At 63.1% G+C, this 21,450-nt stretch carries 34 protein-coding genes and 1 pseudogene; 22 read left to right on the forward strand and 13 right to left on the reverse strand.

Going from position 1 to position 21,450, the window contains the following annotated elements; all coding sequences use genetic code 11:
• Positions 1-402: transposase (locus KBY74_RS07985; protein ID WP_254942243.1), on the reverse strand; the 402-nt coding region annotated here is incomplete at its 3' end.
• A gap of 216 nt (positions 403-618) precedes the next feature.
• Here KBY74_RS07985 and KBY74_RS07990 point away from each other — a divergent pair.
• A complete protein-coding gene (locus KBY74_RS07990; RefSeq protein ID WP_254942244.1) occupies positions 619-927 on the forward strand; it encodes a hypothetical protein in 309 nt (102 codons plus the stop codon).
• Here KBY74_RS07990 and KBY74_RS07995 read toward each other — a convergent pair.
• Positions 888-1,193, reverse strand: coding sequence for a hypothetical protein (locus tag KBY74_RS07995; protein ID WP_254929536.1), 306 nt, complete (start codon positions 1,191-1,193; stop codon positions 888-890). The genes KBY74_RS07990 and KBY74_RS07995 overlap by 40 nt on opposite strands.
• The gene (locus KBY74_RS08000) at positions 1,190-1,471 is read right to left on the reverse strand and encodes a PQQ-dependent sugar dehydrogenase (protein ID WP_254942245.1); all 282 of its coding nucleotides are present in this window, start codon (positions 1,469-1,471) and stop codon (positions 1,190-1,192) included. The genes KBY74_RS07995 and KBY74_RS08000 overlap by 4 nt, the downstream gene beginning before the upstream one ends.
• A gap of 100 nt (positions 1,472-1,571) precedes the next feature.
• Between KBY74_RS08000 and KBY74_RS08005 the strand changes: the two genes are divergently transcribed.
• A complete protein-coding gene (locus tag KBY74_RS08005) occupies positions 1,572-2,816 on the forward strand; it encodes a DUF4055 domain-containing protein (RefSeq protein WP_254942246.1) in 1,245 nt (414 codons plus the stop codon).
• 2 nt (positions 2,817-2,818) lie between these two features.
• Positions 2,819-2,965 (forward strand): hypothetical protein, encoded by a 147-nt coding sequence (locus KBY74_RS08010; RefSeq protein WP_254942247.1) that lies wholly within the window; start codon positions 2,819-2,821, stop codon positions 2,963-2,965.
• A gap of 9 nt (positions 2,966-2,974) precedes the next feature.
• On the opposite strand, the gene KBY74_RS08015 is transcribed toward KBY74_RS08010, so the two are convergent.
• Positions 2,975-3,403 (reverse strand): type II toxin-antitoxin system VapC family toxin, encoded by a 429-nt coding sequence (locus KBY74_RS08015; protein WP_254942248.1) that lies wholly within the window; start codon positions 3,401-3,403, stop codon positions 2,975-2,977.
• Positions 3,403-3,669, reverse strand: coding sequence for a hypothetical protein (locus tag KBY74_RS08020; RefSeq protein WP_254942249.1), 267 nt, complete (start codon positions 3,667-3,669; stop codon positions 3,403-3,405). Before KBY74_RS08020 ends, KBY74_RS08015 begins: the two co-directional genes overlap by 1 nt.
• A gap of 116 nt (positions 3,670-3,785) precedes the next feature.
• On the opposite strand from KBY74_RS08020, the gene KBY74_RS08025 reads away from it, so the two are divergent.
• The 4 genes from KBY74_RS08025 to KBY74_RS08040 are packed head-to-tail and all read left to right on the forward strand — an operon-like array spanning position 3,786 to position 5,560.
• Entirely contained in the window at positions 3,786-4,274 is a 489-nt protein-coding gene (locus KBY74_RS08025; protein WP_254942250.1) for a hypothetical protein, read from the forward strand.
• 9 nt (positions 4,275-4,283) lie between these two features.
• Complete coding sequence (locus KBY74_RS08030; protein WP_254942251.1) at positions 4,284-4,853, forward strand: hypothetical protein; 570 nt, start codon at positions 4,284-4,286, stop codon at positions 4,851-4,853.
• Between the two features lie 27 nt (positions 4,854-4,880).
• Positions 4,881-5,141: a type II toxin-antitoxin system Phd/YefM family antitoxin gene (locus tag KBY74_RS08035; protein ID WP_254942252.1), complete on the forward strand. Its 261-nt coding sequence runs from the start codon at positions 4,881-4,883 to the stop codon at positions 5,139-5,141.
• Positions 5,142-5,143: 2 nt separating this feature from the next.
• A complete protein-coding gene (locus tag KBY74_RS08040; RefSeq protein WP_254942253.1) occupies positions 5,144-5,560 on the forward strand; it encodes a PIN domain-containing protein in 417 nt (138 codons plus the stop codon).
• 186 nt (positions 5,561-5,746) lie between these two features.
• On the opposite strand, the gene KBY74_RS08045 is transcribed toward KBY74_RS08040, so the two are convergent.
• Positions 5,747-5,944 carry a hypothetical protein gene (locus KBY74_RS08045; protein WP_254929602.1) on the reverse strand — a complete coding sequence of 66 codons (198 nt, stop codon included), beginning with the start codon at positions 5,942-5,944 and terminating at the stop codon, positions 5,747-5,749.
• A 138-nt stretch (positions 5,945-6,082) separates the two neighbouring features.
• Between KBY74_RS08045 and KBY74_RS08050 the strand changes: the two genes are divergently transcribed.
• The 6 genes from KBY74_RS08050 to KBY74_RS08070 are packed head-to-tail and all read left to right on the forward strand — an operon-like array spanning position 6,083 to position 10,275.
• Positions 6,083-7,093: a GTP-binding protein gene (locus KBY74_RS08050; RefSeq protein ID WP_254942254.1), complete on the forward strand. Its 1,011-nt coding sequence runs from the start codon at positions 6,083-6,085 to the stop codon at positions 7,091-7,093.
• A complete protein-coding gene (locus KBY74_RS08055) occupies positions 7,090-7,839 on the forward strand; it encodes a GTP-binding protein (RefSeq protein WP_254942255.1) in 750 nt (249 codons plus the stop codon). The genes KBY74_RS08050 and KBY74_RS08055 overlap by 4 nt, the downstream gene beginning before the upstream one ends.
• A gap of 5 nt (positions 7,840-7,844) precedes the next feature.
• Complete coding sequence (locus tag KBY74_RS13865; RefSeq protein ID WP_396123160.1) at positions 7,845-7,964, forward strand: metallophosphoesterase family protein; 120 nt, start codon at positions 7,845-7,847, stop codon at positions 7,962-7,964.
• 21 nt (positions 7,965-7,985) lie between these two features.
• Positions 7,986-8,666, forward strand: a complete 681-nt coding sequence (locus KBY74_RS08060; protein WP_396123162.1) for a metallophosphoesterase family protein — start codon at positions 7,986-7,988, stop codon at positions 8,664-8,666.
• Positions 8,666-9,376, forward strand: a complete 711-nt coding sequence (locus KBY74_RS08065) for a phosphoesterase (RefSeq protein WP_254942256.1) — start codon at positions 8,666-8,668, stop codon at positions 9,374-9,376. The genes KBY74_RS08060 and KBY74_RS08065 overlap by 1 nt, the downstream gene beginning before the upstream one ends.
• Positions 9,373-10,275 (forward strand): alpha/beta fold hydrolase, encoded by a 903-nt coding sequence (locus tag KBY74_RS08070; RefSeq protein WP_180667582.1) that lies wholly within the window; start codon positions 9,373-9,375, stop codon positions 10,273-10,275. The genes KBY74_RS08065 and KBY74_RS08070 overlap by 4 nt, the downstream gene beginning before the upstream one ends.
• On the opposite strand, the gene KBY74_RS08075 is transcribed toward KBY74_RS08070, so the two are convergent.
• From KBY74_RS08075 to KBY74_RS08095, 5 genes are all read right to left on the reverse strand, one after another.
• Positions 10,184-11,077, reverse strand: coding sequence for a metal ABC transporter permease (locus tag KBY74_RS08075; protein ID WP_180667584.1), 894 nt, complete (start codon positions 11,075-11,077; stop codon positions 10,184-10,186). The genes KBY74_RS08070 and KBY74_RS08075 overlap by 92 nt on opposite strands.
• Positions 11,070-11,861, reverse strand: coding sequence for a metal ABC transporter ATP-binding protein (locus KBY74_RS08080; protein WP_180667589.1), 792 nt, complete (start codon positions 11,859-11,861; stop codon positions 11,070-11,072). The genes KBY74_RS08075 and KBY74_RS08080 overlap by 8 nt, the downstream gene beginning before the upstream one ends.
• A complete protein-coding gene (locus tag KBY74_RS08085) occupies positions 11,858-12,802 on the reverse strand; it encodes a metal ABC transporter solute-binding protein, Zn/Mn family (RefSeq protein ID WP_254942257.1) in 945 nt (314 codons plus the stop codon). The genes KBY74_RS08080 and KBY74_RS08085 overlap by 4 nt, the downstream gene beginning before the upstream one ends.
• A 121-nt stretch (positions 12,803-12,923) precedes the next feature.
• Positions 12,924-14,024, reverse strand: a complete 1,101-nt coding sequence (locus tag KBY74_RS08090; protein ID WP_254942258.1) for a WD40 repeat domain-containing protein — start codon at positions 14,022-14,024, stop codon at positions 12,924-12,926.
• A 7-nt stretch (positions 14,025-14,031) separates the two neighbouring features.
• Complete coding sequence (locus KBY74_RS08095; RefSeq protein WP_254942259.1) at positions 14,032-15,015, reverse strand: GTP-binding protein; 984 nt, start codon at positions 15,013-15,015, stop codon at positions 14,032-14,034.
• A gap of 73 nt (positions 15,016-15,088) precedes the next feature.
• Between KBY74_RS08095 and KBY74_RS08100 the strand changes: the two genes are divergently transcribed.
• The 9 genes and pseudogenes from KBY74_RS08100 to KBY74_RS08140 all read left to right on the forward strand — a co-directional run bounded on the left by KBY74_RS08100 (position 15,089) and on the right by KBY74_RS08140 (position 19,366).
• Complete coding sequence (locus KBY74_RS08100) at positions 15,089-15,499, forward strand: Fur family transcriptional regulator (RefSeq protein ID WP_254929321.1); 411 nt, start codon at positions 15,089-15,091, stop codon at positions 15,497-15,499.
• Positions 15,500-15,740: 241 nt separating this feature from the next.
• On the forward strand, positions 15,741-16,058 hold the full coding sequence (locus tag KBY74_RS08105) for a nucleotidyltransferase family protein (RefSeq protein WP_254942260.1): 318 nt from the start codon (positions 15,741-15,743) through the stop codon (positions 16,056-16,058).
• Positions 16,059-16,173: 115 nt separating this feature from the next.
• Positions 16,174-16,359 (forward strand): annotated as a pseudogene (locus tag KBY74_RS08110) (DUF86 domain-containing protein); the annotation flags it as partial.
• Between the two features lie 81 nt (positions 16,360-16,440).
• Positions 16,441-16,623, forward strand: coding sequence for a hypothetical protein (locus tag KBY74_RS08115; protein WP_254942261.1), 183 nt, complete (start codon positions 16,441-16,443; stop codon positions 16,621-16,623).
• 183 nt (positions 16,624-16,806) lie between these two features.
• Positions 16,807-17,346 (forward strand): hypothetical protein, encoded by a 540-nt coding sequence (locus tag KBY74_RS08120; protein WP_254942262.1) that lies wholly within the window; start codon positions 16,807-16,809, stop codon positions 17,344-17,346.
• A 17-nt stretch (positions 17,347-17,363) separates the two neighbouring features.
• A complete protein-coding gene (locus KBY74_RS08125; RefSeq protein ID WP_254942263.1) occupies positions 17,364-17,645 on the forward strand; it encodes a hypothetical protein in 282 nt (93 codons plus the stop codon).
• Positions 17,646-17,828: 183 nt separating this feature from the next.
• Positions 17,829-18,179, forward strand: coding sequence for a nucleotidyltransferase domain-containing protein (locus tag KBY74_RS08130; RefSeq protein WP_254942264.1), 351 nt, complete (start codon positions 17,829-17,831; stop codon positions 18,177-18,179).
• On the forward strand, positions 18,166-18,549 hold the full coding sequence (locus KBY74_RS08135; RefSeq protein WP_254942265.1) for a HEPN domain-containing protein: 384 nt from the start codon (positions 18,166-18,168) through the stop codon (positions 18,547-18,549). The genes KBY74_RS08130 and KBY74_RS08135 overlap by 14 nt, the downstream gene beginning before the upstream one ends.
• 595 nt (positions 18,550-19,144) lie before the next feature.
• Positions 19,145-19,366, forward strand: a complete 222-nt coding sequence (locus KBY74_RS08140; protein WP_254942266.1) for a hypothetical protein — start codon at positions 19,145-19,147, stop codon at positions 19,364-19,366.
• A 19-nt stretch (positions 19,367-19,385) separates the two neighbouring features.
• On the opposite strand, the gene KBY74_RS08145 is transcribed toward KBY74_RS08140, so the two are convergent.
• Positions 19,386-20,627 carry an IS256 family transposase gene (locus KBY74_RS08145; RefSeq protein ID WP_254942267.1) on the reverse strand — a complete coding sequence of 414 codons (1,242 nt, stop codon included), beginning with the start codon at positions 20,625-20,627 and terminating at the stop codon, positions 19,386-19,388.
• Positions 20,628-21,072: 445 nt separating this feature from the next.
• Positions 21,073-21,441: an AbrB family transcriptional regulator gene (locus KBY74_RS08150; RefSeq protein WP_254942268.1), complete on the reverse strand. Its 369-nt coding sequence runs from the start codon at positions 21,439-21,441 to the stop codon at positions 21,073-21,075.
• Positions 21,442-21,450 lie beyond the last annotated feature (9 nt).

The raw sequence follows: 21,450 nt of genomic DNA on the forward strand, positions 1-21,450 counted from the left end.
GAGCTGTTTGATTTCTCGCTGGTCCTGCTGATGGCGGCGGTCTAGATCCTTCTGCTCTGTCAAGGTGAGCACTGGCTTTTCATTGGCATCCTGGGATGCTTGGCGCCAGCGGTCCACCTGTTCCGGATAGAGGCCCCGCTCACGGCAGTAGGCACTCAGCTCGGTGGCATTCAGCCCAGCGGTTTCCAACACCACCGTGAACTTGTCGGTGGAATCCCATCCCTCTGGTTCCTTTTCGGATGCCGGCACCACCTCTCCTTGCAACCGCCAGGCCTTCCTCCAGTTGTAGAGGCTGGCAACGTGAATGCCCAGCTCTGCTGAGATCTGGGCCACGCTCTGCCGGTGCGGCGGACTCATCCGCCTTCTTACATCAGCTTTGACGGCCTCGCTGTAGCGACGCATTGCTCTGCTCCATCAAGCCCCCTGGTGGAAAAAGTGGTCGAGATGGAGAGGCGTCAACTTTCCTGGCAGAGGGGGCGCCCCTAAGACTCCTGCAACCCAGTCGCTGACTGGGTTTTTTTATGCCTGTAGTCCGGGTCAGTCTAAAAAAGTGCTGGGCAGTGCCGAAAAAGTGTTGGTGTGGGGTAGAGAGGTTTGGTGTATTGTGGCTGCAAGCGGGTGAACCGAAGCAGCTCCAGCTTCATCGCTTACGCCAGACCTTTTGTGAACGGCGAGATCACCCACTACCTGCGCGATAAGGGTTTTCTGATTTCAGTTCCAGGCCGCTTGCGGGAGCTACATGCCAGGGGGCAGAAGTTGCTGCGGCAGGGCATAGCCGCAGATCGGATTCCCAAGCAATTGGGGCTTACACCGGAGCGTTGGGCAGAGATCGCAGCCGCTTGCTCAGTGCGGGTGGTCGCGATGGCGATGGAAACCCAAGAGACGGATCAGACCAGCTGCTCATCGCTGAGCTCGCCGCTGATGTAGCGATGTAAGACGCTGCTGATAAGGGTTTGGTAAGGCATACCCAGCCGCAGCGCCCTGACGCGCAAGGCCTCTAGGTCAGTACCGGAAAGCCGGATGTTGATTCGTTGGTCCTTCTGGCCGGTGATCTGGGCTGACTCTCTGAGCTGATTAAGGAGATCAGGAGTGGCAATTGAACGCAGCGCGCCCGATTCCACAGCTTCTAGGAGCTCACGCTCGTCTTGATCGAGTGAGTCGTTGCTAGAAGGAAGGTGGCTTTGCATCGTCATGGCGTGTCTTGACGGAGGTAGTCGCGTGTGGCTTTGCGGCTGGGAATAATCGTTTTGAGAAAGAGGTAGTCGTCGTCTTCCACGTAGGGGACGAGGTAGACGTATTGATTCACCTCAACAACAAGGATGCGCTGGCTTGGATATTGCTCTGGATTGGGGTGGGCCAACACATCGAGCAAGCCTCCAGTTTCGATGGCCACCACAACAGCCTCGAAGTGGATGGACCGCTGGGCACCGAGCTGCTGGTTTTTATCACTGCTCCAGCGAAAGGGCTTCATGAGAGCAGCTTAGGTTCTCTGTCTGCCGTTTGTCATCAAGCAGCACTGAGCTGCTGCGGCAAGAGCTAGCAGCCGAGTGCCCTGGTGGATGGAGCCTGAATTGCCGATCTCCCTCCACCAGGCCCTGGCGGCACTGCTACCCCGCCCGCAGCTGGTGCAGGGCTGCTGGCACCTGCTGTCAGGCCGGCGTGAGCACTACCTGCCCCGCGGCGAGCGCGAACCTGAATCCGCCTACCGCCGCCGGGTAGAGACAGCCCTGCCATCGGGCTTCTTTCGTGATGCCCTGCGTACCTTTGCCTGGATGCTGGCCTCAAGCCACTGGCGGGATCTGCCGGCCTCGCTGCAGGCGGTGATCAGCGATGTGGATGGCTGCGGCACCGACCTGGGGGTGTTCCTAGAAGCCGCTGATCTGTTGGTACTCAGAGACGGTGCTGCCCTGGTGGGTGTGATCCCGCCGGTTCACCTCTGGCCCAGTGAGGGTGACCGCCAGCAGGCCTTGCGCAATGGCGACCGGCTCTCCTTGCCGCGGCTGCTGCTTATCGAGCGGGGAGATGTTCTGCACTGGCACCTGCCAGGCAACCATGCCCTGCCAGATGCGATCACCTGGCGGGAGCGGCGCCCCAATGCCCTCAAGCCCGCCAATCAGGCAGCGCCACCACAGGAGCCACCACCCCACCCCTGGCAGTACCTGACAGCTTCTCTTGTTGGTGATGGCCCCGACGGGGCTGGCATGGACCTGAGCGCCGAGACCTTGGTGGCTGATCCCCAGGCCCCCAGCGGCTGGCGAAAGCAACGCCTTGATCAGCGCCACTACCGCGGCATCAACCAACTACCTGCTATTTGGTATGCCAGCCATGGCGCAGCCTTTGGAGAGGGGGAATTACCCCATCTAGGTCTTGCGCACCAGTACCTCAACCACTTCCGCTGCCAGAGCGACTACCAGGAGCTGCTGTACCGAACCGCACTGCCGGTGGGCGTACGCACCGGTGTGGCTGGCCCGATGGGCAGCAGCTCAGCCAGTGAGCCGGTGGTGCTGGGACCAAACAGCGTCATCGACCTGCCGGAGGGCGCCAGCTTCCAGTTCGTCGAGATCCAGGCCCGCTCTTTGGCGGAACACCGCGCCTGGCTGGAATCGCTGGATCAAGGCATGCGCCGTGATGCCTTGATCCCCGCTGCCGCCCAAGGGGCACCGCGCACGGCGATGGAGATCTCATGGCCGCTTCCCAGGCCTATGCCCTGCTGCAGAGCCAGGCGATACAAAAGGCCTCGATGTTCTCTTCTCTGCTGCAGCACTGGTGCGCCATCACCGGTGAACAGCTGCCAGTGCAGGAAGGAGCTGCCCTGACGGTGGAGATCAGCCCGCTGGCACCAGCACCTAAGCCTCAACCAACCGTGGCCGAGATGCTGCAGCTGCAGGAGCGGGGAATCATTAGCGAGCAGGCCCTGCGGCAATGGCTGGGGGATCTGGCCGGCATCGCCCCGGCATCTACCTAGGGCCTTTGCTCAGCCAAGGGGAATCCGGCAGAAGGGTTTCTTGCGGAAACGCCTGTAGACATCAAAGTCGCTGTCAAGCGTGAGGATCTCAGCGATATCAAGCCGCTCAGAGAGGGACACCAAGGTGAGATCAGCGAAATCACCTGGCAGGTCTGCGTAGCGCCCGTTGAGCTCGGCGACACGGGCATAGTCCTCTGAAAGCAGGTTGATGGCCTCAATGCCACCACGACTCACAGCAGTAAGCAGGTGGTTTTGAGCAGCCAGCACTCCGGGGTTACCTGGATTACCAAGCAGCCAGAGCACCTCAGCGATGCAAATAGGTGAGGTGATGAGCTGAGCAGTGTTCTGGTCAAAGAAGGCGATAACCGCTTGATGGAGCGGTTCCTGCTGCTGGTAGTAGCTCAGCAGGATGCCGGAATCGATCAAGATCCGCTGCATCAGCTCCGCTCCGCTCGGCGCTTTTGTAGGTGCTGACCAAGCAGCCGGCGCCGTTGCTGCCGCTCCGCGCTGCCGGCTGGCAGGGTGTCGAGGAAGGCCTCGGGATGGCCTCCCAGTTGCTGGGTGATGGAGGGGCGTGGCTGCCCCTGCTGCCAGCGCTCACGGATTAGCTGGCGGATCAGAGAGCTTTTGTCCTGGCCGGTTTCGTCCAGCAGGTCATTGAGAAAGTGCTCGGTGTCGGAATCGAGCCTGACGGTGAGCGGCATGGCCCGCAGGGCTAACCCAGTACGACGAATGGACTAACTGTAATACAGGTTTTTGCATGGTCGGCAATGGCCCTCGATGCTGCGTAGTTGGCCCGTTGCTGAATTCAGGCTCCGCGGTGAGCTGGCAACCGCAGGATCAAGAAGCCATCCGCGAGGCGCTGGCCTTGCCGGCAACAGTTCCCTGCCTTGACGCCATCGGGCGGGCAATGGCGGACTTGGAGCGCCACCACCCAGCTGGGGTACTCAGCGCCCGCGCCCTGCTCGATGCAGTGGCACTGATCGATCAGCAGCTGCTGGTGGGCGGAGCTGAGCAGGAGCAGGCAATCGAGAAGCGCTCCTCCTCCGGGCCGATCGCTGGTTCGGTTGCAGCCGGCGGTGATGCCCCGCTGCAGAAAGCCGACGTGATCGCTTACGACACCTCCCTGCTGCGCCAGGAGAGCGAGACCGTCTATGCCAATCCCTGCTCCAGCGCGGCGGCCCTGCTTAACCAGCGGCGCCGCTACGCCGACCAGCTGAGCCTGTTGCTGCCAGGGCTTGCCAGCTGGGTTCAGTTCACAGCTGCTGCCGCCGGGATGACTGGCAGCGCGGCCCTGCTGCGGGGTTGAGCGCTGGCAATGATCAGCCCCCGCCAGTTCACAAGTGGCAAGCACCAGCGCAATGCAGTGCTTTGGGGCCCTACCCCCTTGCAGCCCTTTGCCAATGCCCGGCTACTGCTGGGTGAAAACGCCATCCCTGGTGACACCACCTCTGCTGTGGTGGCCAGCCACGTCATCGAGTGTTTTCTTGAGCGCTCTCGCTACATCACCGCCAGAGACAACGGCCCTGGTGTTGATACCGGTGACTTCACCTTTCAAGGGATGATCTGCCGTGCCACCCGGCTGCCTCCCAACCCGGGTGCGATCTGGCTGAGTAGGGAGCTGCAGTGGAGTCAAAACGGCCGGCGTGTCTCCACTGCCGGCAGAACCGTTGTGGCCCCTTGTGAGGGCGCAATTTGGCTTGGTGATCTAACCCTGCTCAATGCCGCAGGTGATGCAGGTGTCGATCCCTATGCCCAGTCCACCTTGTTCACCGTGCTGGAGTTCGGCGCCAGCTACGGCTCAGGCGGTATCGGCGGCCTGGTGCAGCCGCTGATTGGTGAACGGGTGTTTGGCACGCTCAAGCCGAATCGGTTGGACCAGTCCTAAGGTGTACACACTTGTATGGTCAAGACAGTGACCGTCCGTGTCGGCATTCGTGAGCTGAGGGCCAAGTTGGCTTCTCACCTTGAGTCGGTGACGCCGATTGAGGTGACGCGCCACGGCCGCACTATTGGCCTCTACGTACCCCTGCCCCAGCCGGCTGAACTGGATGAGCGGGAACGACTGCTGGAAGCAGGCCGCCTGATGCAGGCTGAGCTGGAGCGCCTTGGCCTAACAGAGGAGGAGCTGAGTGTTGACTTCAAGGCTTGGCGTCAGCGGCGCCAGCAGCACTGAAGGTGGAGCGCAAACGACTCGTCCTTGACGCCAACATTTTGATTCGTGGCTGCCTTGGCGTGCGGGTGAGGAACCTGATCGCCGATTACGCCGATCGAGTGGACTTCTTTGTCGCGGAAGCCAATGTCGCCGAGGCGGCGGGCTACATCGCTGATCTCGCCAGAGAAAAGAACCTCGATGAAGTGCTCTGCGCAGAAGCCCTGCTCAGTTTGATGCGTGTTGTTCAGCTGGTGGAGGACACGGCACTCGAGTCAGCTCGAGCGGAGGCGCTGGCCAGAATCCGCGATGCTGATGACTGGCCTGCACTAGCGCTTGGCCTGCAACTGGAGTGCGCCATTTGGACGGAGGACCAAGACTTCTTTGGCAGCGGTATCGCCACGTGGACAACTCGCACGGTGGAGATCTACTTGAACAGTTGACTTGTCGTCGAGATGGGTCATGCCATTTGCATCTTCCAATTCCACTATCACTACTTCCTGCATCAGAGGCGAGGTGATTTGATAACGAGCATTAATGGTTCTTCTGGCATGGGGTCCAAAGTTCAGCGTGACTAGCTCACCCGGCGCGGGGGTGATTGGGGTGCAGGTCAGGGGTCGGTGATTCGACTACTGGTCTCTCACCGCCTGGCCTTGCAGGAAGTTGTGGATCATCTGCTCCATGCCGTTCTGCGTTCTCCCATGGGGACGCAGGCCCTTCTCGGCCCACACACGATCCAGCTCCTGGCGCAGCTTCTCAGGGATCCAGCAGGACAGCATCACCTTGCCCTCGCGGCTGGAGGTGCAATGGCGCTCAGGCGTGGACATCGAGCATGTTTGTGTACATGTGCACAATATGCCACTGCCAGGCCCTCTGGACCAGCAACCGCTGGACTGCCGAAATCCCTGGCCAAAGGGGCCATCGATCAGTCAGAATGAGAACCGTTCTCAGCAATGGGTGGGTAGATGGGTCAGCAGGTCGTTCAGGTGCCCGTCACCCTGCTCACCGGCTTCCTCGGCGCTGGTAAGACCACCCTGCTTAACCACATCCTCAGCAACCAGCAGGGGCTGCGCAGCGCCGTGCTGGTCAATGAATTCGGTGAGGTGGGGATCGACAACGAGCTCGTGGTGGCCACCAGTGATCAGATGGTGGAGCTCAGCAACGGCTGCATCTGCTGCTCGATCAATGGGGAGCTGCAGGAGGCGGTGCATCGGGTGCTCGAACGCCCCGAGCCACTGGATCTGATCGTGGTGGAAACCACCGGCCTAGCCGATCCGCTTCCCGTGGCCATGACGTTCATGGCCGGGGACCTGCGCGATCGGCTGCGGCTCGATTCGATCATCACCGTGATCGATGCCGAACACTTCAGCGTCACAGCTCTCGAAAGCCCGATCGCTCGCGCCCAGGTGGTGTATGGCGACATCCTTCTGCTCAACAAAGCCGACCTAGTGGATGAGCAACGGCTGAAGGAGGTTGAGGCCGAGCTGCGGGCGATCGAAACCGACGCACGAATTCTGCGGGCCAGCCGCGGTGATGTTCCCTTGGGCCTGCTGCTGAGCGTGGGGTTGTTTGAAACTGATCGCCTGGCATCGCTCCAGGCCCAGGAAGATGCCCATGAACAACATCACAACCACGGGGATCACCACCACCACGAGCATCACCACCATCCCCACACCCCGGAGCTGGAGGGCTTCAGTTCCGTGAGCCTGGCGGTGGACGCGCCGTTCGATCTGCGGCGCTTCCAGCACTTCCTTGACATCCAGCTGCCTGAATCGGTGTTTCGCGCCAAAGGGGTGCTCTGGTTCCGCGAAAGCGAGCGGCGCCATTTGTTTCACCTCTGCGGCAAGCGCTTCACGATCGATGACTCCGACTGGCCCGATGGCTCAGAGCGCCACACCAAAGTGGTGGTGATCGGCAAGGGCATTGACCAGGCAACGCTTAAGGCCCAGCTCGAGGCCTGCGTAGCGCTGCCATGAGCCAGACCCTGCTGATCTCTGGACCGCCTGGCTGCGGTAAAACCAGCTGGATCCTGAAGCGGGTCCAGGCTCATCGAGGCCCATGCGGGTATCTGCGGCTGGCCGGCTACCCCGACGAAGGGCTAGCCCAGGCGCCTGACGGCGGTATCGATCTGGCCTACCTGCAGGACCAGTGCCCGAGGCTGCTGGATCTGGCCGATCTCGATCAGGCCCTGGCACCAAGGCCGGAGCACCTTCTGGCGCTGATTGAACTACCCCAGTTCCAGCCGCCGACGGAATCGGGTCTTGGTGGGGTGGACCGGCGCGTGATTCCCCAACTGGAGGCCTTGCATCTCAAGCCCGACGAGCATTTGCACTTCGGGCGAGACACCGCCTTGCCCCGCCAGGACACCCTGGATTTCAGCAGTTTGCAGTCCTGGGAAAGGAACCTGGCTGGGAGTGTGTGGGATCCGGCCAGCCTGAGCAGCTTCTGGTTTGAACTGGTGAACGCTGCCTATGGCGATGTGTACCGCGCCAAGGCCCTAATGAACCTGCCCGATGGCCGGGCCTTCTTCTGCAACTGGATTGTGAGCCAGGAGGGCTCCCAGTTTCTGCCTTTGCAGACGATCGCCCCCCCTGACTGCCGCCCGGAGCGAATGTCGCGCCTCGTTGTGCAGGGCAAGGACCTCGAACCTGCCGCCATCGAGGTGACCCTCGCCGACTGCCTGCTCAGCCAAGCCCTGCCCCATTCATTCCCTTCCGCCTGATCGCCATGGCCCACGCCGTGATCTCCTGCCTGCACGCCAACCACGCCGCCCTGGAGGCCGTGCTCGCCGATATCGACCAACAGGGCATCGACACCATCACCTGCCTGGGCGATCTGGTGGGCTAGGGCCCCCAGCCCAATGAGGTGGTGGAGTTAATCCGTCAGCGCGCCATCCCCACCTGCCAGGGCTGCTGGGATGAGGACATCATCGAAGGCCTCAACGCCTGCGACTGCAGCTACCCCTCCCAGCTGGCGGAAAGGCGAGGCCATCTGGCCCATCAGTGGACGGCCGATCAGCTGAGCGAGGAGAACAAGGATTTTCTTGCCAACCTGCCGATGTCGCTGCGGCGCGATCGGCTGCTGTTCGTCCATGGCAGTCCCAACAGTCAGCACGAATACCTGCTGCCCAACATGGATGCCTTCGCGGCGCTGGAGCGGGTCGAAACCGCCGGAGCCGACACCCTGTTCTGTGGTCATACCCATCATCCCTATGTGCGGGAGCTGCGGGATGGATCGATCCGGGTGCGCGTGCAGGAAGGTGTAGCCAGCGGCGGCCCATCCGTAGAAAGAGAAATCAATTTGCCGGTGCGCCGCATCATCAACGCCGGCTCGGTGGGTGAGCCGCGCCATGGCAACACCAACGCCACCTACGTGATTCACGACGAGCAGACGGGAACCGTTGAGATCCGGGAGGTGGCCTACGACGTGGAGCGCACCTGCCGGGCCATCGTCGAATCCGGCCTGCCGGCGATCTTCGCGTGGCGCCTGCGCCATGGCTTCGAGTACGCCGAGCGGGCCGATGACGCCAGCCACGTGTGTGAGCGCTGATGGCACGCTGGGCCTTAATAAGTGGTTTGCGCGGAGATATGGAGGCCTATGAGGCCATCCAGGAAGATCTGCGCCACACCCGGCGGGTGGACACCCTATTTGTGTTGGGGGATGTGATCGGTCCGGCACGGAATTGCGATGCCCTGCTGAGCCGGTTGCAGCAGCCGCGTCGTGGCGAACTGCAGCCGCAGTGCCTATTTGGCTGGTGGGAGGACCAGCTGTTGGCCGAACGGGGATACCGGGGCGGGCGGCGAGCCGATGCCCTGCGCCTCAGCCAGGGGGAGACGGCCGTGGATGCCCTGCTCCAGGCCGTGGATCCTGGCCACATGGGCTGGCTGGCGGAGCTGCAGTTCGGCTTCATCGAGCTCGACTGCGCCCTGCTGCATGGCAGCTCGGCCACCGTGGAAGACAGCCTGGGCCCGGACAGCTCACCGCTGTTGTTGCTCGATCGGCTCACCCGCATGGAGGTGAACCGGCTGTTCACGGCGCGCAGCGGCCAGCAGTTCAGCATCGAACTCACTGGCGGCGGCATTGAGTCGCAGGTGCGGGATCTGGAGGGCCAACGGCACCAGCAGCAGAGCGTTCCAAAGCGCCAGGTGATCGGCATCGGGGCTGGAGTCCACTACACCATCTACGACCCCGGCACTGATCGCTTTGACTTTCTTGCCGCCGGCAGCAGGTCCCAGGAGCGGGCGCGGGGGTTTGCATGACCCCGCAGCTGGGGGGGACTTTGGAGACCCTGCAGGTTGACCTGGCCGGCCGACAGCTGCGCTTGGTGCTGGAGCGCCGGGGGCCTGCGGCGGCCCCCCTTTGGTTGCTGCTGCCGGCGCTGAGCACCGTGTCGAGCCGCGGTGAATGGAAAGCCTTTGCGAATGTGATGGGCGATCGGCGCCAGCTGGTGAGCTTCGACTGGCCCGGTTTCGGCGACAGTGACCGGCCAGCGATTGCCTACGACGCCGCCCTGCTGCGCTCGGCGCTGCAGGCCGTGCTCTCCTACCTCCGCACCACAACCCGTCAGCTGCCAATTGTGGTTGCCGCCGGCCACAGTGCCTCGGTGGCCCTGGGGCTGGCCACCGAATGGTCTGGGCTGTGGCAGGAGCTTGTGCTGGTGGCCCCCACCTGGCGCGGGCCCCTGCCGACGATGACCGGCTTGCCGCAGCAGCAGTTCAACTGGCTGCGGAGTCTTGTGGCAGCACCATGCATCGGCCCGGCGCTCTACCGGCTCAACACCAGCCGAATGGTGCTGCGCCTGATGCTGCGGCGTCATGTCTGGGTCGCCCCCGCCCTGCTGACACCGGCTCGGATCCGCGAACAGCAGCTTCTTGCCCGCCGCCCCGGAGCGCGCTTTGCCAGCGTGGCCTTCGTGAGCGGTGGCCTTGATCCGGTAGGTGATCGCACCTGGTGGCTGCAGCAGGCGCGGTTGCTCAAATGCCCGCTGCAGGTGGTGCTGGCGGCTGAGGCTCCGCCGCGCTCAAAGAAAGAGATGGAGGTTCTGGCCTGGGAGGCGGCTGATCAGCTCAGCGTGATTCCTGGTCGACTGGGGCTGCACCAGGAATTTGGGGCCCTACTGGCACGGCAACTGCTGGAGAGTTGCGTGTCTGCTGGCTGACCAGCAGCGCCAGCAGGAATCCTGCAAATTGCACGATCACCACACACGGACCGGAGGGCAGGTTGGTGAGGCCTGAGCCCAGTAGGCCCAGCAATGCACAGCCGCCGCCCAAGGTGGCAGAGGCAAGGGCATAGAGCGGGAAGTGGCGGCTCACGAGCCGCCCCCCGCAGGCAGGGATCACCACAAAGGCGCTGATCAGCAGCACCCCCACCGCTTTGATTGACACCGCCACCACCACCGCCAGCAGCACGATGAAGATCAGGCGGTGACGGTTGGCCCCCACCCCGAAGGCTCCAGCGAGATCGCTGTTGAGGGTGAGCAGCACCTGGGCCCGCAGGCTCAAGGCGAGATAGCCCAATGCACCCAGCAGCAGCAGGCCGATCACCACCAGATCGCTCCAGCTGATGCCGAGGATGTCGCCGAACAGCAGCTGCTGGATGCCGCCGCGGTAGGTCTCCACCAAGCTCAGGGCCACCACCGCAAAGGCCAGGGAGGTGGAATACACGATGTTCAGCAGGGCGTCTGCCGGCAGGCCACTGCGGGCCACCAGCTGGTTCACCAGCAGGGCGAACACCACCGCGAAAGGGATCAGCACCAGGGTGGGATTGACCCCCAGCAGGATTCCCAGGCTGATGCCCAGCAGGGCGGAATGACCGAGGGCATCGCTGAAGAACGAGAGCTGACGCAGCACCGCGAAACTGCCCAATAGCCCACCTAGGGCGCCGGTAAGCAAGCCACCGAGCAGGGCCCGCTGCATGAAGGGCTGGCCAACAATCTCCAGCAAGCCTGCGGCATCAGCCATGGCCAGCAATCCCGGCATGGTTATGGCGGTAAGGCACCACATTGGGGCCATAGAGCTCGGCCAGCCGCGCCGCACTGAGGGCATGGTCGGGGGCACCGCTGCAACGCAGGCGGCGGTTTAAGCACAACACCTGATCACAGCTGCGGCGCACCATCTCCAGATCGTGCGACACCTGCAGCACGGTCCAGCCTTCCTGGCGGCGCAGATCCAGCAGCAGCTCCTGGAACTGCTCACTGCTGGGGGCATCCAGCCCCGCCTGAGCCTCATCGAGCACCAGCAACTGGCGGGGCCGCACCACACAGAAGGCCAGCAACACCCGCTTGAGCTGACCGCCAGATAGCTCGCTGAGCCGGCGTTCTGCCAGGTCCTGGCAGCCGGTGCGCTCCAGGGCACGGAGCACGGCCTTGGTTCGGCGCTTGTTGCCCAGCCAGGCCAAGCTCAGGCCTGGTGGATCAAAGCCAAAGCCCACGAATTCGCCCACCGTGAGCGGGAAGCGGCCCTGCAACGCCAGGCTCTGGGGCAAGTAGGCGATCTGGGCACGCACCGCACGGGGCAATTCGCCCGCCGGACCGAGCGCATGGCCAAGGATCCGAACGGACCCTGCCGCCCTGGGCAGCAGACCCAACAAAGCAGCTACCAGGCTGCTTTTGCCGGCACCGTTGGGACCCACCAGAGCCGTGTCGGTTTCGCGGGCGAGCTGAAAGCTCACCTGCTCCACAGCCAGCTGCTCGCCACGGCGAACGCTCAGGCCTTCAACCACAAGCACTGGGGGGTTGTCCGTCATTGGCCGAAGGCCTGGCGTAGATCAGCCACGTTGCGGCGCATCACGCTGACGTAGGTGGCCGGATTCCGCGAGGCTTCCTCCGTGGCCGTCTCCATCGGATCGAACACCACCACTTTCACGCCCAGATCTTTGGCCAGGGTATTGAAGGAGCGGTTGCCTTCCTGAGGCTCGCTGAGCAGGGCTTTGAGCTGGCTGCTCTTCACCTCGGCCGCCACCCGCTGCAGATCAGCCGGTGCTGGATTGAGCTCGGGCACATCCACCAGGTAATCAGCTTTGAGCCCATAGCGCTGGGCGAAGTAGGGGGCGAAGTCGTGGAAGGCCACAAACGTTTTGCCCCGATAGGGCTCAAGTTGGCTGGCGATCTCGCTGTTCAGCTGTTTCAACTGAGCGGTGAAAGCAGCAGCGTTGCGCCGGTATCCATCCGCGCAGCTGGGATCGGCCTGGATCAGGCCATCGCGGATGGTTGCCACCTGCTGCACCGCCCGCAGCGGGTCCAGCCAGATGTGGGGATTAACAGCGCCGTGATCATGGCCGTGGTCATGGCCATGGTCATCGCCGTGCTCCGCCGACTCCAGGGTGGCGACGCCGCGGCTGGAGTCGATCACCACCAGCTGGGGGTTTTCGGCGGCAGCAACGAGCTTGCCTAGAAACCCCTCCATCTCTAGGCCGTTCTTCACCAGCACCCCGGCCTGGCGCAGGGCCGTCAGATCACCCGGTTTGGCCTGGAAGTCGTGGGGGCCCAGGCTGGGAGGGATCAGTGCGGTGACCGTGGCGCAGTCGCCCGCCACGGCGCGAGTGAACAGGGTGATCGGCAGGAAGGTGGTGACCACCTTGAACGCCTTGTCAGCTGCGGCATCAGGGGGGGCCTGGCGGGCTGCGCTGCAGGCGGCCAGAGCCAGAGCCAGGGAGAAAGCGCCTGCTCGGGCCAGCAAGATGATCATGGGCTTGGCAGGCAAGGAATGATTGGGCAACAGGAACGATAACCATTCTCAGTCTAGGCGAGGGTGCGATCCCCGTCGCTGCTACGGCAGCTGGCTGGCGCTCTGGCGACCGGAAAGCCCTTCAGCCAAAACCGCTACCGCCAGAAGCCCGCTGACGCGCGCGAGCCGGCACCGCCACCGGCCACAGCCACCAACGCCCCTGGGCATCACCAGCAGCCAGGTGGAGGCCATCAGGTCGCCAGGCCAGGGCATTGAAGCCGCAGCCCTGTCCCTCAAGCGGCTGCAACATTTGCCCCTTGCCATCCCAGAGCACAACGCTGCCGTCGCTTGAGGCACTGGCAAGCAGGGTGCTCCCGGGAGCAAAGGCCAGCGCCTGCACGCGCTTTTCGTGCCACAGCAAGGGCTCGGGTTGCCAGGCCTTGGCACCCTGCTTCACCTGTGTCCACAGGATCACGGCCTCACCAGCAGCACTGGCCAGCAGTGGTGCCAGGCGGCCCGGCTGATCGCTCCAGGCCAGCTGACGCACCTTGGAGGGAAAGCCGCTGAACTGCCAGGGCTGGCCATGGCAGTCCTGGGGCCATACCAGCAAGGAGCGATCCAGCATCCCGCAGGCCAGATGGTTCCCCGGCCCTGAAAAAGCCAGGGCCAGACCTGCAGATGCGATGGCATGGCGCAGCGGCGGATCCGACGGCGAGCTCAGACACGGCTGCCACAGCACCACTTCACCGTGGCAACTGGCCGCTAGCTGTACCCCATCGGCGCTCCAGGCCAGGGTCTGGATCGTGCCGGGCAACGGCAACGGTGGCTCACGCCATTGGCGGTTGGCCCCATCCCAGAGCCGCAGCTCGCGCCCGGCCGCCACTGCCAGCAGTAAGCCACCAGGCTGCCAGGCCGCCGCATCGATCCAGCCACTGCCAAGGGGGATGGGATCCATGGCCAGCGGCCGCACACCGGTGCCACCCAGCTCCCAGAGCAGCAGCTCGCCGGCCTGACCTGCGGCCATCAGGAACTGGCCATTGCCGCTGAAACCCACCACGTCAAGGCTGCTGTCATGGTCGCCCCGCAGCAGCTCCTCACAGCCGGCGCGGAAATCGAGCAGCAGCAATTCACCACCGGTGCTGGTGATGGCTAGAAACTCACCATCAACCGACCAGGCCATCGCCGAGATTGGCTGCTGCAGATCACCGCAGAGCCGTTCGCTCACCAGGGTTGCCTGAGCCATCGCCTACTCAGGCCACACACGCCAGGAAGCTCGCTCGCAGGGCCTCAGCATCGAGATCGCGGCCGATGATTACAAATTCGCTTTGGCGCCGCTCACCGGCTTTCCAGGGGCGATCGAAATCGCCATCAACCAGCATGTGGACCGACTGGAGCACATAGCGCTCATCCTTGCCAGCGAGCTGGATGATGCCCTTCATGCGGAACAAATCCGGCCCGCGGCTGCTCACCAGCTCCGAGATCCAGCTGCCCAACTTCTCCATGTCCATGGGCCGCTCCTCCACTAGGGCCACAGAACCCACAGCATCGTCATGCTCATGGGCGTGCTCGTCCACCAAAAAGCCTGGATCGAGGCTTAGGGCACGCTCCAGCTCGAAGGCCTGAACGCCCAACAGCTCCTGCATCGGCACATCGGCGTTGTGGCTGGTGAGCAGGCGAGCCATGGGGTTGATGGCGCGCACCCGCCGCTCGATCGCGGCGCGCTCGCTGTCGCTCACCAGATCGGCCTTGTTGAGCACCAGCACATCGGCGAAGGCCACCTGCTCCTGCACCTCCTCCGTATCCCAATGCAGCTCAACGTGCTTGAGATCCACCAGGGTGACCACCGCATCCAGCCGCAGCTCATCGCGCAGGTCTTCATCGACAAAGAACGTTTGAATCACCGGGGCCGGATCGGCCAGGCCGGTGGTTTCAATCACCAGGTGATCGAAGCGATCACGCCGCTTCATCAGGTTGCCGATGATCCGAATCAGATCGCCGCGCACGGTGCAGCAGATGCAGCCGTTGTTCATCTCGAAGATCTCCTCATCGGTATCAACTACCAGCTGGTTGTCGATGCCCACCTCGCCGAACTCGTTGACGATCACCGCCACCTTGAGGCCGTGCTCGTGGGTGAGGATCCGGTTGAGCAGGGTCGTCTTGCCGGCACCGAGGTAACCGGTGAGCACGGTCACTGGCAGGCGCTCGGCGGCGGGAACGGGGCTGGAGAAGGCCATGGCCAGGCTGGGTCGGGCCCAAGAGTGAGAATGGTTGTCGTTCTAGCAAAGGCAGCCGCCCGGATCGACCCCAATGGCTTCCGCGACTTCTTTTCCCAGGCAGCAGCCCCTGCTCCAGCTGCTCCAGCAGACGGACGGCGAGCTCAGCGCCCAGGAACTGCACCAACGCTTGAGAGCAACGCGGCACAGCACCGGCCTGGCAACCGTTTACAGGGTTCTCAAACAACTGCAGCAAGCCGGATTAGTGCGCTGCCGCAAGCTCCCCAGCGGCGAGGCCGTCTATGCGCCGGTGGATCGGGATGAACACCATCTCACCTGTGTGCAGTGCGGTCTTATCCAGGCTCTCCCCCTTTGCCCGATCAGCAGTGGCAGCTTGGGGCTGGGTGCGGTTTTGCTGCAGGGTTTCAGGCCGCTGTTCCACACCTTTGAAATCCATGGGCTCTGCAGCCGCTGCCAGCAACATGAAATCGCAGGGGATGAGTGATCAGGTGGTCGCCGTAGACGATGGGAGCCCACGAATTTCATCTCTACCTCGCCCACTTCAACAACACCACTGACGCCAAGTAGTTGGGCATGTTGCTGATATCTGCGGTTGCCTGATGACTCTCATGGCCACCACTTTCAGGATCGATTTTCCCGAAAGACTTGCTAGCTAGGGCCTTAGGGGGCAGCAGAGCTGACTGCGCGGCCGAACTAGTCGATACTGGCTTGATGCAACTGGTTCCATGACCAGCTCGATCGCCCAACCAGCACTCGGCCTTCAGGAGCTCCTTTCGCTTCTGCGCGGGCGCCAGAGCGAGTGGCGGCAGCGATATCAGTTGCAACGCATCGGCCTGTTTGGCTCCACGGTTCGCAACCAAGCCACCGCAAACAGTGATGTGGATGTCTGGGTGGAACTTGACCCGCTCACACCCTTCGCGACGGTGCACCTCAAAGAAGAGCTGGAGCAGCTGCTGCAGCGCCCTGTTGACCTGGTGCGCTTGCGAGAGCGCATGAACCCGGCGCTACGAGCGGCGATCCTCAAAGAGGGCATCAGCGCGTGAATGGTGATCTGCTTTTACTGCTGACGCCACTGCGACAGGCCAGGGCCTACTCGATGTGATCTGCATGCAGTTCTAGGCAGCCGGGGAAGCTCTAAAGCGATTAGAGAAACTCCGCCCAGGACTTCTGGCGGCCAGCTTCCCTGAGATCGATTGGAAGGGCGCCATGGGATTCCGCGATGTCATTGCGCACCAGTACTTCGATTTGGATGCTGAGCAGGTGCTGCTGATCTACCAGGAAGCCTTGCACGGTGTTCTGGACGCCATTCGCAGCTTGGAAGCACGTAGTCGGCAACCCTCTTGAGCCAACGACGTATTGGCCTCGGCAAGAGGTATTGACAGCGCCGCGATGGGCTGCCGATTCCACTGACAGCCGAGAAGGGTCATGGCCACCAGCACCACAGCCTCCAGCACCAACACTGCCCGCAGCGCGGGTGAGGGCAACGACCAACTTGAGCCGCACACCCACGCCGACGACCCCAACGACGGGGGTGAGGCTGAAGCACGGCCTGGCAGCAGCGATATCTATTCGCTAGATGCAAGCGATCCTGGCCCCAGCGCCCATTAGCCAGCCCCTCAATGAAAGGACGGCCTAAGCGAAGCCGTTAAGGCTGAACGGCGCCGCAGCAACAACCTTGAAAAAGAACTGCGTGGTGTACGGCAGCAGCTGACCCGCTTCTCTGAGATCAACCCGGAGGAATACTCACGCCTGCAGGAGGCAGAACGGCAAAAGCAACTGCTGGAGCAGCAGGTGGAGCTGCGCGAACGGCAGATGGAAGAAGCCTCTGCCAAGAAAGTGGCAACCGTGGCTGCTGAGCGCGATGGTGCCCAAGCCCTTGTGCTGGCCTTGCGCAAGGAACGGCTGCTGGAGCGGGCTTTCTCAGAAGCAGAGGGCCGCACCGGCGGCGACGGACGCGGCACCTTCTTTGATGTCTTTAAGGGGCAGCTAGGGGAGAGCTTTCGTCTCAGCGCCGGTAAGGACGGGAGTGATGTGCTCGAACCACTCGACAGCCAGGGCCAGCCGTTGCTGGGGAATGACGGGCGACCACTAAGCACCGCTGACTTCCTCGATCAGCTGCGTATCCACCCCGTCTACGGCTTCCTGTTTCAACAGCGTGGTGCCATGGGTACAGGTGCCATTGGCGCCGGTGGACTGGGCAACGCAACAGGGGTGGGAGCTGGTGCGGTAGCTGGCGGTGGGTTTGGCGAGGTGCTCAACCCCCAGGCGATGAGTGCCAGTGAGCTCTACCGGGCTGGCTTTGTCACCAACGGCCGCAGCCCACGTCGCTGAGCACAGCCGTTCAGCAAATGGCCAGCCGCTACTACCTGGTGTTCTGGAGCCGCCGCTCGACAGCCACCGTGGTGCCGGCTGCCACAGCTGCTCAGGCCCGCACTAGAGCCCATGCCCGCCATAAGGCGGGTTACGGCACCCTCCTCTCAGCCCGCCAGGCCAATGCGGCCGACCGTCGCTTGATCCGCAAAGGTGCCTGGGTGCGTCGCCGCAAGGACGGCAGCAGCCCCCAGTTCGGCACTGCTGCTGCACGAACAGCGGCAAGACGCCAGCGCAGCCGTTACCGCAGCTGGCTCTAAGCGGTCCTATCGGTGCGAGGCAGTGATGGAGCCCAGAAAGCTCGAGCAGGCGCTAGTGGGTGGAGGGGAGTCGTTAGCAGGAGACCAGAAGCTGCCTGTTGTTATGGCTAGGTCGATCACCATTGGAGCTGCGACTTGTGTTTTTCGCAAAGACCGCGGCATCCTTAGGGTGTAGGTATTGCCATGACCACAGCTCCAGCCGCCACGATCAGCGAAACCCAGCTGCAGCAGATGGCGGCTGAAATCCGGGCTGAGATTCCTGGCGCTGAAGTGCTGTTGTTTGGCTCCCATGCCCGGGGCGATGCGCGCGCGGATTCCGACATCGATCTGCTGATCACCGCCAGCGACAGCTGGTTGCTGCAGAACAACCGCTTTGACACCCTCGGCAAGCTCTGGCGCCGGCTCGCGCACCACCGAATCCCCATTGACCTCCTGCTCTATTCCCAGAGCCAGGTGGCAGAACGGCGGCATTGGCTCAGCCACGTGATCGCGAGGGCCTACCGAGAAGGACGGCTGCTGTATGGCCAACCCTGAGGCCCAGGCCCTGCTGCGGATCGCTCGCCGCGATCTCAAGGCAGCAGAGGTTCTGCAGATCCCGTCCATCGATGAATCCAGCTGGGGCTTTCAGATTCAGCAGGCCGTGGAAAAAGCCCTGAAGGCCTGGTTGTTCAGCCTTGGCGAGGAGCCACCGCTGATCCATAACCTCACGGCCTTGCTGGAACGGGTCGCGGATGCGGGCGGGGATGTCGAGCCCTTTCTGGCTTTAGAAGCGTTCACCGTCTTTGCCGTCCAGTTCCGTTACGACGCTGAGCCAGAGCCGATGGAGCTGGACCGCAGGGACTGGCAACAGCGGGCTGTGGAGCTGGTCGATCACGTCGAGCTGATCGTCCGCAGAGGCTGCTGATCCACCAGCTGGGCGCTGCCAGTGAGTGATGAAAGGGGCCGAGAGACCCCAATGGGGGCCTCAGATAGCTCGCGGTCGATGTTGCGCACCATCGCCTCGGTGGTCTCGCGTGCTGACTGGGGACGGCGGTTTTGCATTCCTCCGCCCTGCTCCCGATCAATACCTCTGCCAATCTGGAGCAATGCCCTGGACGCCCTACGCCGACTGGATCTTTACGGCGGTGAGCACCGGCAGCATCCTGCTGATTGTTTGGCTGGTGCTGCGGCCCAGGCCGTGAAACCAGAAGCCCGCTCGCTTTCAAGGTGGCGGCCCCACCCTTGCAATGGCCGCTCCCCCCAACAGCAGGCCAATGCTGCCGATAGCCTCCTAATCCGTCAGGGCAGCTGGGTAAGACGCCGTCGTAATGGCATCAGTCCCCAGTTCGGCTCTGCTCGCTCTAAGGCCAGTGCCCGCAAGCAGCGCAGTGCTTACCGGGGCTGGCTGTAACGACTGATCAAAGTGTTCCCCTCGATACAACCAAGTGGTTTGCTGGGTGGCCATGGTGATGAGCTGGGTCGCACCGCTAGGTGCGGCCGGCAGAACTGAAAGAGAACGGATGCAGATTTCAACTAGCCAAGGGGCAGAGCGTTGCTACCGCCTGATTGATGGTGGCTGCGAGCCGCACCGTGAGCTCGACACGCAATACAGCAGCCTTGATGACGCGATCGCTGATGCCATAGCCTGGGTAGAAGCGATCACTGAAAGCAACCACCCCGCTGCACTGATCGGCGTGGAGGGGTTGCGTCCCTTGGAGTGGTGTAAAAGCCGAGGCCTGTGATCTGATCGGAGATCAGTGATCAGGCAGCTGCGGCAAATGCAGCTGTTGATTGATCTTGAACCGATTCGCTGGTCTTGTCCAGCTTGGCCATCGACAGTTCCGAGAAGACGCGGCGGCCATCGAGCTGCCATTCCTCCTGCTGCTCCAGCAGCAGCGCACCCACCAGGCGGATGATCGCGGCGTCGTTGGGGAAGATGCCGACGACGCGGGTGCGGCGCTTGATCTCCTTGTTTAGGCGCTCCAGTGGGTTGGTGCTCCAGATCTTGCGCCAGTGCTCCGGTGGGAAGCTGCGGAAGGCGAGGACGTCCTCCCTGGCCTGCTCCATCAGTGCAGCAGCGGCGGGGAAGTTTTCGATGAGCATCGCGATCACCTGATCCCACTGCTGCTCCACGGCCTGGGCATCGGCCTGCACAAACACCGAGCGCAGGGCGGCAGCCACCATGTCCTGACTGCCCTTGGGCACCTTGGCCAGCAGGTTGCGGGCAAAGTGCACGCGGCAGCGCTGCCAGCTGCTGCCCTGGCAACAGCGCGCGATGGCCTTCTTGAGGCCGGCATGGGCGTCGCTGATCACGAGCTGAACGCCTGAGAGCCCGCGCTCGCGCAGACGGCGCAGGAAGGCGGTCCAGAACGCCTCGTCCTCGCTGTCGCCCACCTCGATCCCCAGCACCTCCCGCTGGCCATTGGCGGTGATGCCGACGGCCACGATCACCGCCCTGGAGATCACCTGCTTGCGGGCCTGGTCACGCCCGTGCAGGTACGTCGCATCGAGGTAGACGTACGGGTAGTGGCTGAATTCCAGCGGGCGCTGCAGGAAGGCCTGCACCTGGGTGTCGAGGCCCTGGCAGATGCGGCTGACCTCCGATTTGGAGATACCGCTCTCACAGCCCAGCGCCACCACCAGCTCGTCCACTTTGCGGGTGGAGACGCCGGAGACGTAGGCCTCCATCACCACCGCCCACAGGGCCCGGTCCACCCGCCGCCGGGGCTCCAGCAGCGATGGGAAGAAGCTTCCCGTCCGGAAGCGTGGGATGCGCAGCTGGATGTCACCGGCCGGTGTGGCCAGGAGCCGATCACGGTTGCCGTTGCGGTGGCCCCGGCGCTGATCAGAGCGCTGGTGGCGGTCAGCACCAATGGCAGCAGCGGCCTCGGCCTCGATCAGGGCCTGTAGCCCCTGACGAACTAGTTCAGGAATGAGTTCGCCGGCGGTGCCGCTGCCAAGCAGCTGCGCCAGCTCCGTGGCGGCAGAATCAGAGATGGGCATGGCCTGGTCTCGGGAAGGTGGTAGTGCTCCGACCAGAGTCACAGACCGGCCCACCCATTCCCCCGCAGGGGCTTTGAGGAGGAGACCGTCAGCACCGGCTACGCCGGTGCTGAGCCCAGGGATTTACACCACTTGGCGGGACGCCACCCGTGGAGGTATCCACCACTAAGGGGGGCTGGCGCACCTGCCGTATGCCAGGTCCTTTGCTTTGCCCGTTGCCGCGCTGATGCAGCGGGCAGGTCAAGAGGCTGCGCAGGGTTGCTCAAATGGCCAGCAACAGAAAACCCCCGGGGTGAGCGGGGGATTCTCTGGAGCGGCCGGGCAAGGGAGTGCAGGCGCTCATGCCGGCACCTAACTCACTGGCGCCTGCTTTCACTGTGCAAGAGATCACGGCTGGCGCTGCATGCGCGCAACAAATACTCACTAGCAGCCGCTTAGCCGCTGCTCACTCCTCCTCTGCGCTGCCCAAAGGAATCAGCTTGATCTGCTTGCGGCCGAGCTTGATCTCGAACTCATCGCCTGGCTTGAGGTCGAGCATGGCGGTGTAGGCCTTGCCCACCATGAGATTGCCGTTGAACTGAATCTTGGTGGTGTAGCTCAGCTTGCGGCCACCCTTGCCAGTGCCCCGGCCGGCGCTATCGGTGCCGAGGTTCACTCCCTTGGCGTTTAGCAGCGCCTCGTAGAAGGCAGTGAAGTTGAGGCGCTCGCTGCCATCTTTTTTAGTGCTCAAGTAGCCGCATTCGCGCACCAACTCAGACTTGGAGACGTCGCCTAGCTCCTTGACTTTGGCGAGCAGTTCGGGGCCGGTAAACATGGTGAATTT

The organism is Cyanobium sp. A1C-AMD (assembly GCF_024346495.1).
Classification (GTDB): Bacteria; Cyanobacteriota; Cyanobacteriia; order PCC-6307; family Cyanobiaceae; genus Cyanobium_A; species Cyanobium_A usitatum.

Excerpts from the sequence above, each read along its gene's own strand:
- KBY74_RS08065 (WP_254942256.1), top strand. The coding sequence starts at position 8,666 with ATGGCACGCTGGGCCTTAATAAGTGGTTTGCGCGGAGATATGGAGGCC.
- KBY74_RS08135 (WP_254942265.1), top strand. The coding sequence starts at position 18,166 with ATGGCCAACCCTGAGGCCCAGGCCCTGCTGCGGATCGCTCGCCGCGAT.
- KBY74_RS08055 (WP_254942255.1), top strand. The coding sequence starts at position 7,090 with ATGAGCCAGACCCTGCTGATCTCTGGACCGCCTGGCTGCGGTAAAACC.
- KBY74_RS08085 (WP_254942257.1), bottom strand. The coding sequence starts at position 12,802 with ATGATCATCTTGCTGGCCCGAGCAGGCGCTTTCTCCCTGGCTCTGGCT.
- KBY74_RS08150 (WP_254942268.1), bottom strand. The coding sequence starts at position 21,441 with ATGTTTACCGGCCCCGAACTGCTCGCCAAAGTCAAGGAGCTAGGCGAC.
- KBY74_RS07995 (WP_254929536.1), bottom strand. The coding sequence starts at position 1,193 with ATGACGATGCAAAGCCACCTTCCTTCTAGCAACGACTCACTCGATCAA.
- KBY74_RS08140 (WP_254942266.1), top strand. The coding sequence starts at position 19,145 with ATGCAGATTTCAACTAGCCAAGGGGCAGAGCGTTGCTACCGCCTGATT.
- KBY74_RS08145 (WP_254942267.1), bottom strand. The coding sequence starts at position 20,627 with ATGCCCATCTCTGATTCTGCCGCCACGGAGCTGGCGCAGCTGCTTGGC.
- KBY74_RS08020 (WP_254942249.1), bottom strand. The coding sequence starts at position 3,669 with ATGCCGCTCACCGTCAGGCTCGATTCCGACACCGAGCACTTTCTCAAT.
- KBY74_RS08050 (WP_254942254.1), top strand. The coding sequence starts at position 6,083 with ATGGGTCAGCAGGTCGTTCAGGTGCCCGTCACCCTGCTCACCGGCTTC.
- KBY74_RS08130 (WP_254942264.1), top strand. The coding sequence starts at position 17,829 with ATGACCACAGCTCCAGCCGCCACGATCAGCGAAACCCAGCTGCAGCAG.
- KBY74_RS08030 (WP_254942251.1), top strand. The coding sequence starts at position 4,284 with ATGATCAGCCCCCGCCAGTTCACAAGTGGCAAGCACCAGCGCAATGCA.
- KBY74_RS08100 (WP_254929321.1), top strand. The coding sequence starts at position 15,089 with ATGGCTTCCGCGACTTCTTTTCCCAGGCAGCAGCCCCTGCTCCAGCTG.
- KBY74_RS08105 (WP_254942260.1), top strand. The coding sequence starts at position 15,741 with ATGACCAGCTCGATCGCCCAACCAGCACTCGGCCTTCAGGAGCTCCTT.
- KBY74_RS08075 (WP_180667584.1), bottom strand. The coding sequence starts at position 11,077 with ATGGCTGATGCCGCAGGCTTGCTGGAGATTGTTGGCCAGCCCTTCATG.
- KBY74_RS08090 (WP_254942258.1), bottom strand. The coding sequence starts at position 14,024 with ATGGCTCAGGCAACCCTGGTGAGCGAACGGCTCTGCGGTGATCTGCAG.
- KBY74_RS08000 (WP_254942245.1), bottom strand. The coding sequence starts at position 1,471 with ATGAAGCCCTTTCGCTGGAGCAGTGATAAAAACCAGCAGCTCGGTGCC.
- KBY74_RS08045 (WP_254929602.1), bottom strand. The coding sequence starts at position 5,944 with ATGTCCACGCCTGAGCGCCATTGCACCTCCAGCCGCGAGGGCAAGGTG.
- KBY74_RS08080 (WP_180667589.1), bottom strand. The coding sequence starts at position 11,861 with ATGACGGACAACCCCCCAGTGCTTGTGGTTGAAGGCCTGAGCGTTCGC.
- KBY74_RS08125 (WP_254942263.1), top strand. The coding sequence starts at position 17,364 with ATGGCCAGCCGCTACTACCTGGTGTTCTGGAGCCGCCGCTCGACAGCC.
- KBY74_RS08095 (WP_254942259.1), bottom strand. The coding sequence starts at position 15,015 with ATGGCCTTCTCCAGCCCCGTTCCCGCCGCCGAGCGCCTGCCAGTGACC.
- KBY74_RS08115 (WP_254942261.1), top strand. The coding sequence starts at position 16,441 with ATGGCCACCAGCACCACAGCCTCCAGCACCAACACTGCCCGCAGCGCG.
- KBY74_RS13865 (WP_396123160.1), top strand. The coding sequence starts at position 7,845 with ATGGCCCACGCCGTGATCTCCTGCCTGCACGCCAACCACGCCGCCCTG.
- KBY74_RS08015 (WP_254942248.1), bottom strand. The coding sequence starts at position 3,403 with ATGCAGCGGATCTTGATCGATTCCGGCATCCTGCTGAGCTACTACCAG.
- KBY74_RS08070 (WP_180667582.1), top strand. The coding sequence starts at position 9,373 with ATGACCCCGCAGCTGGGGGGGACTTTGGAGACCCTGCAGGTTGACCTG.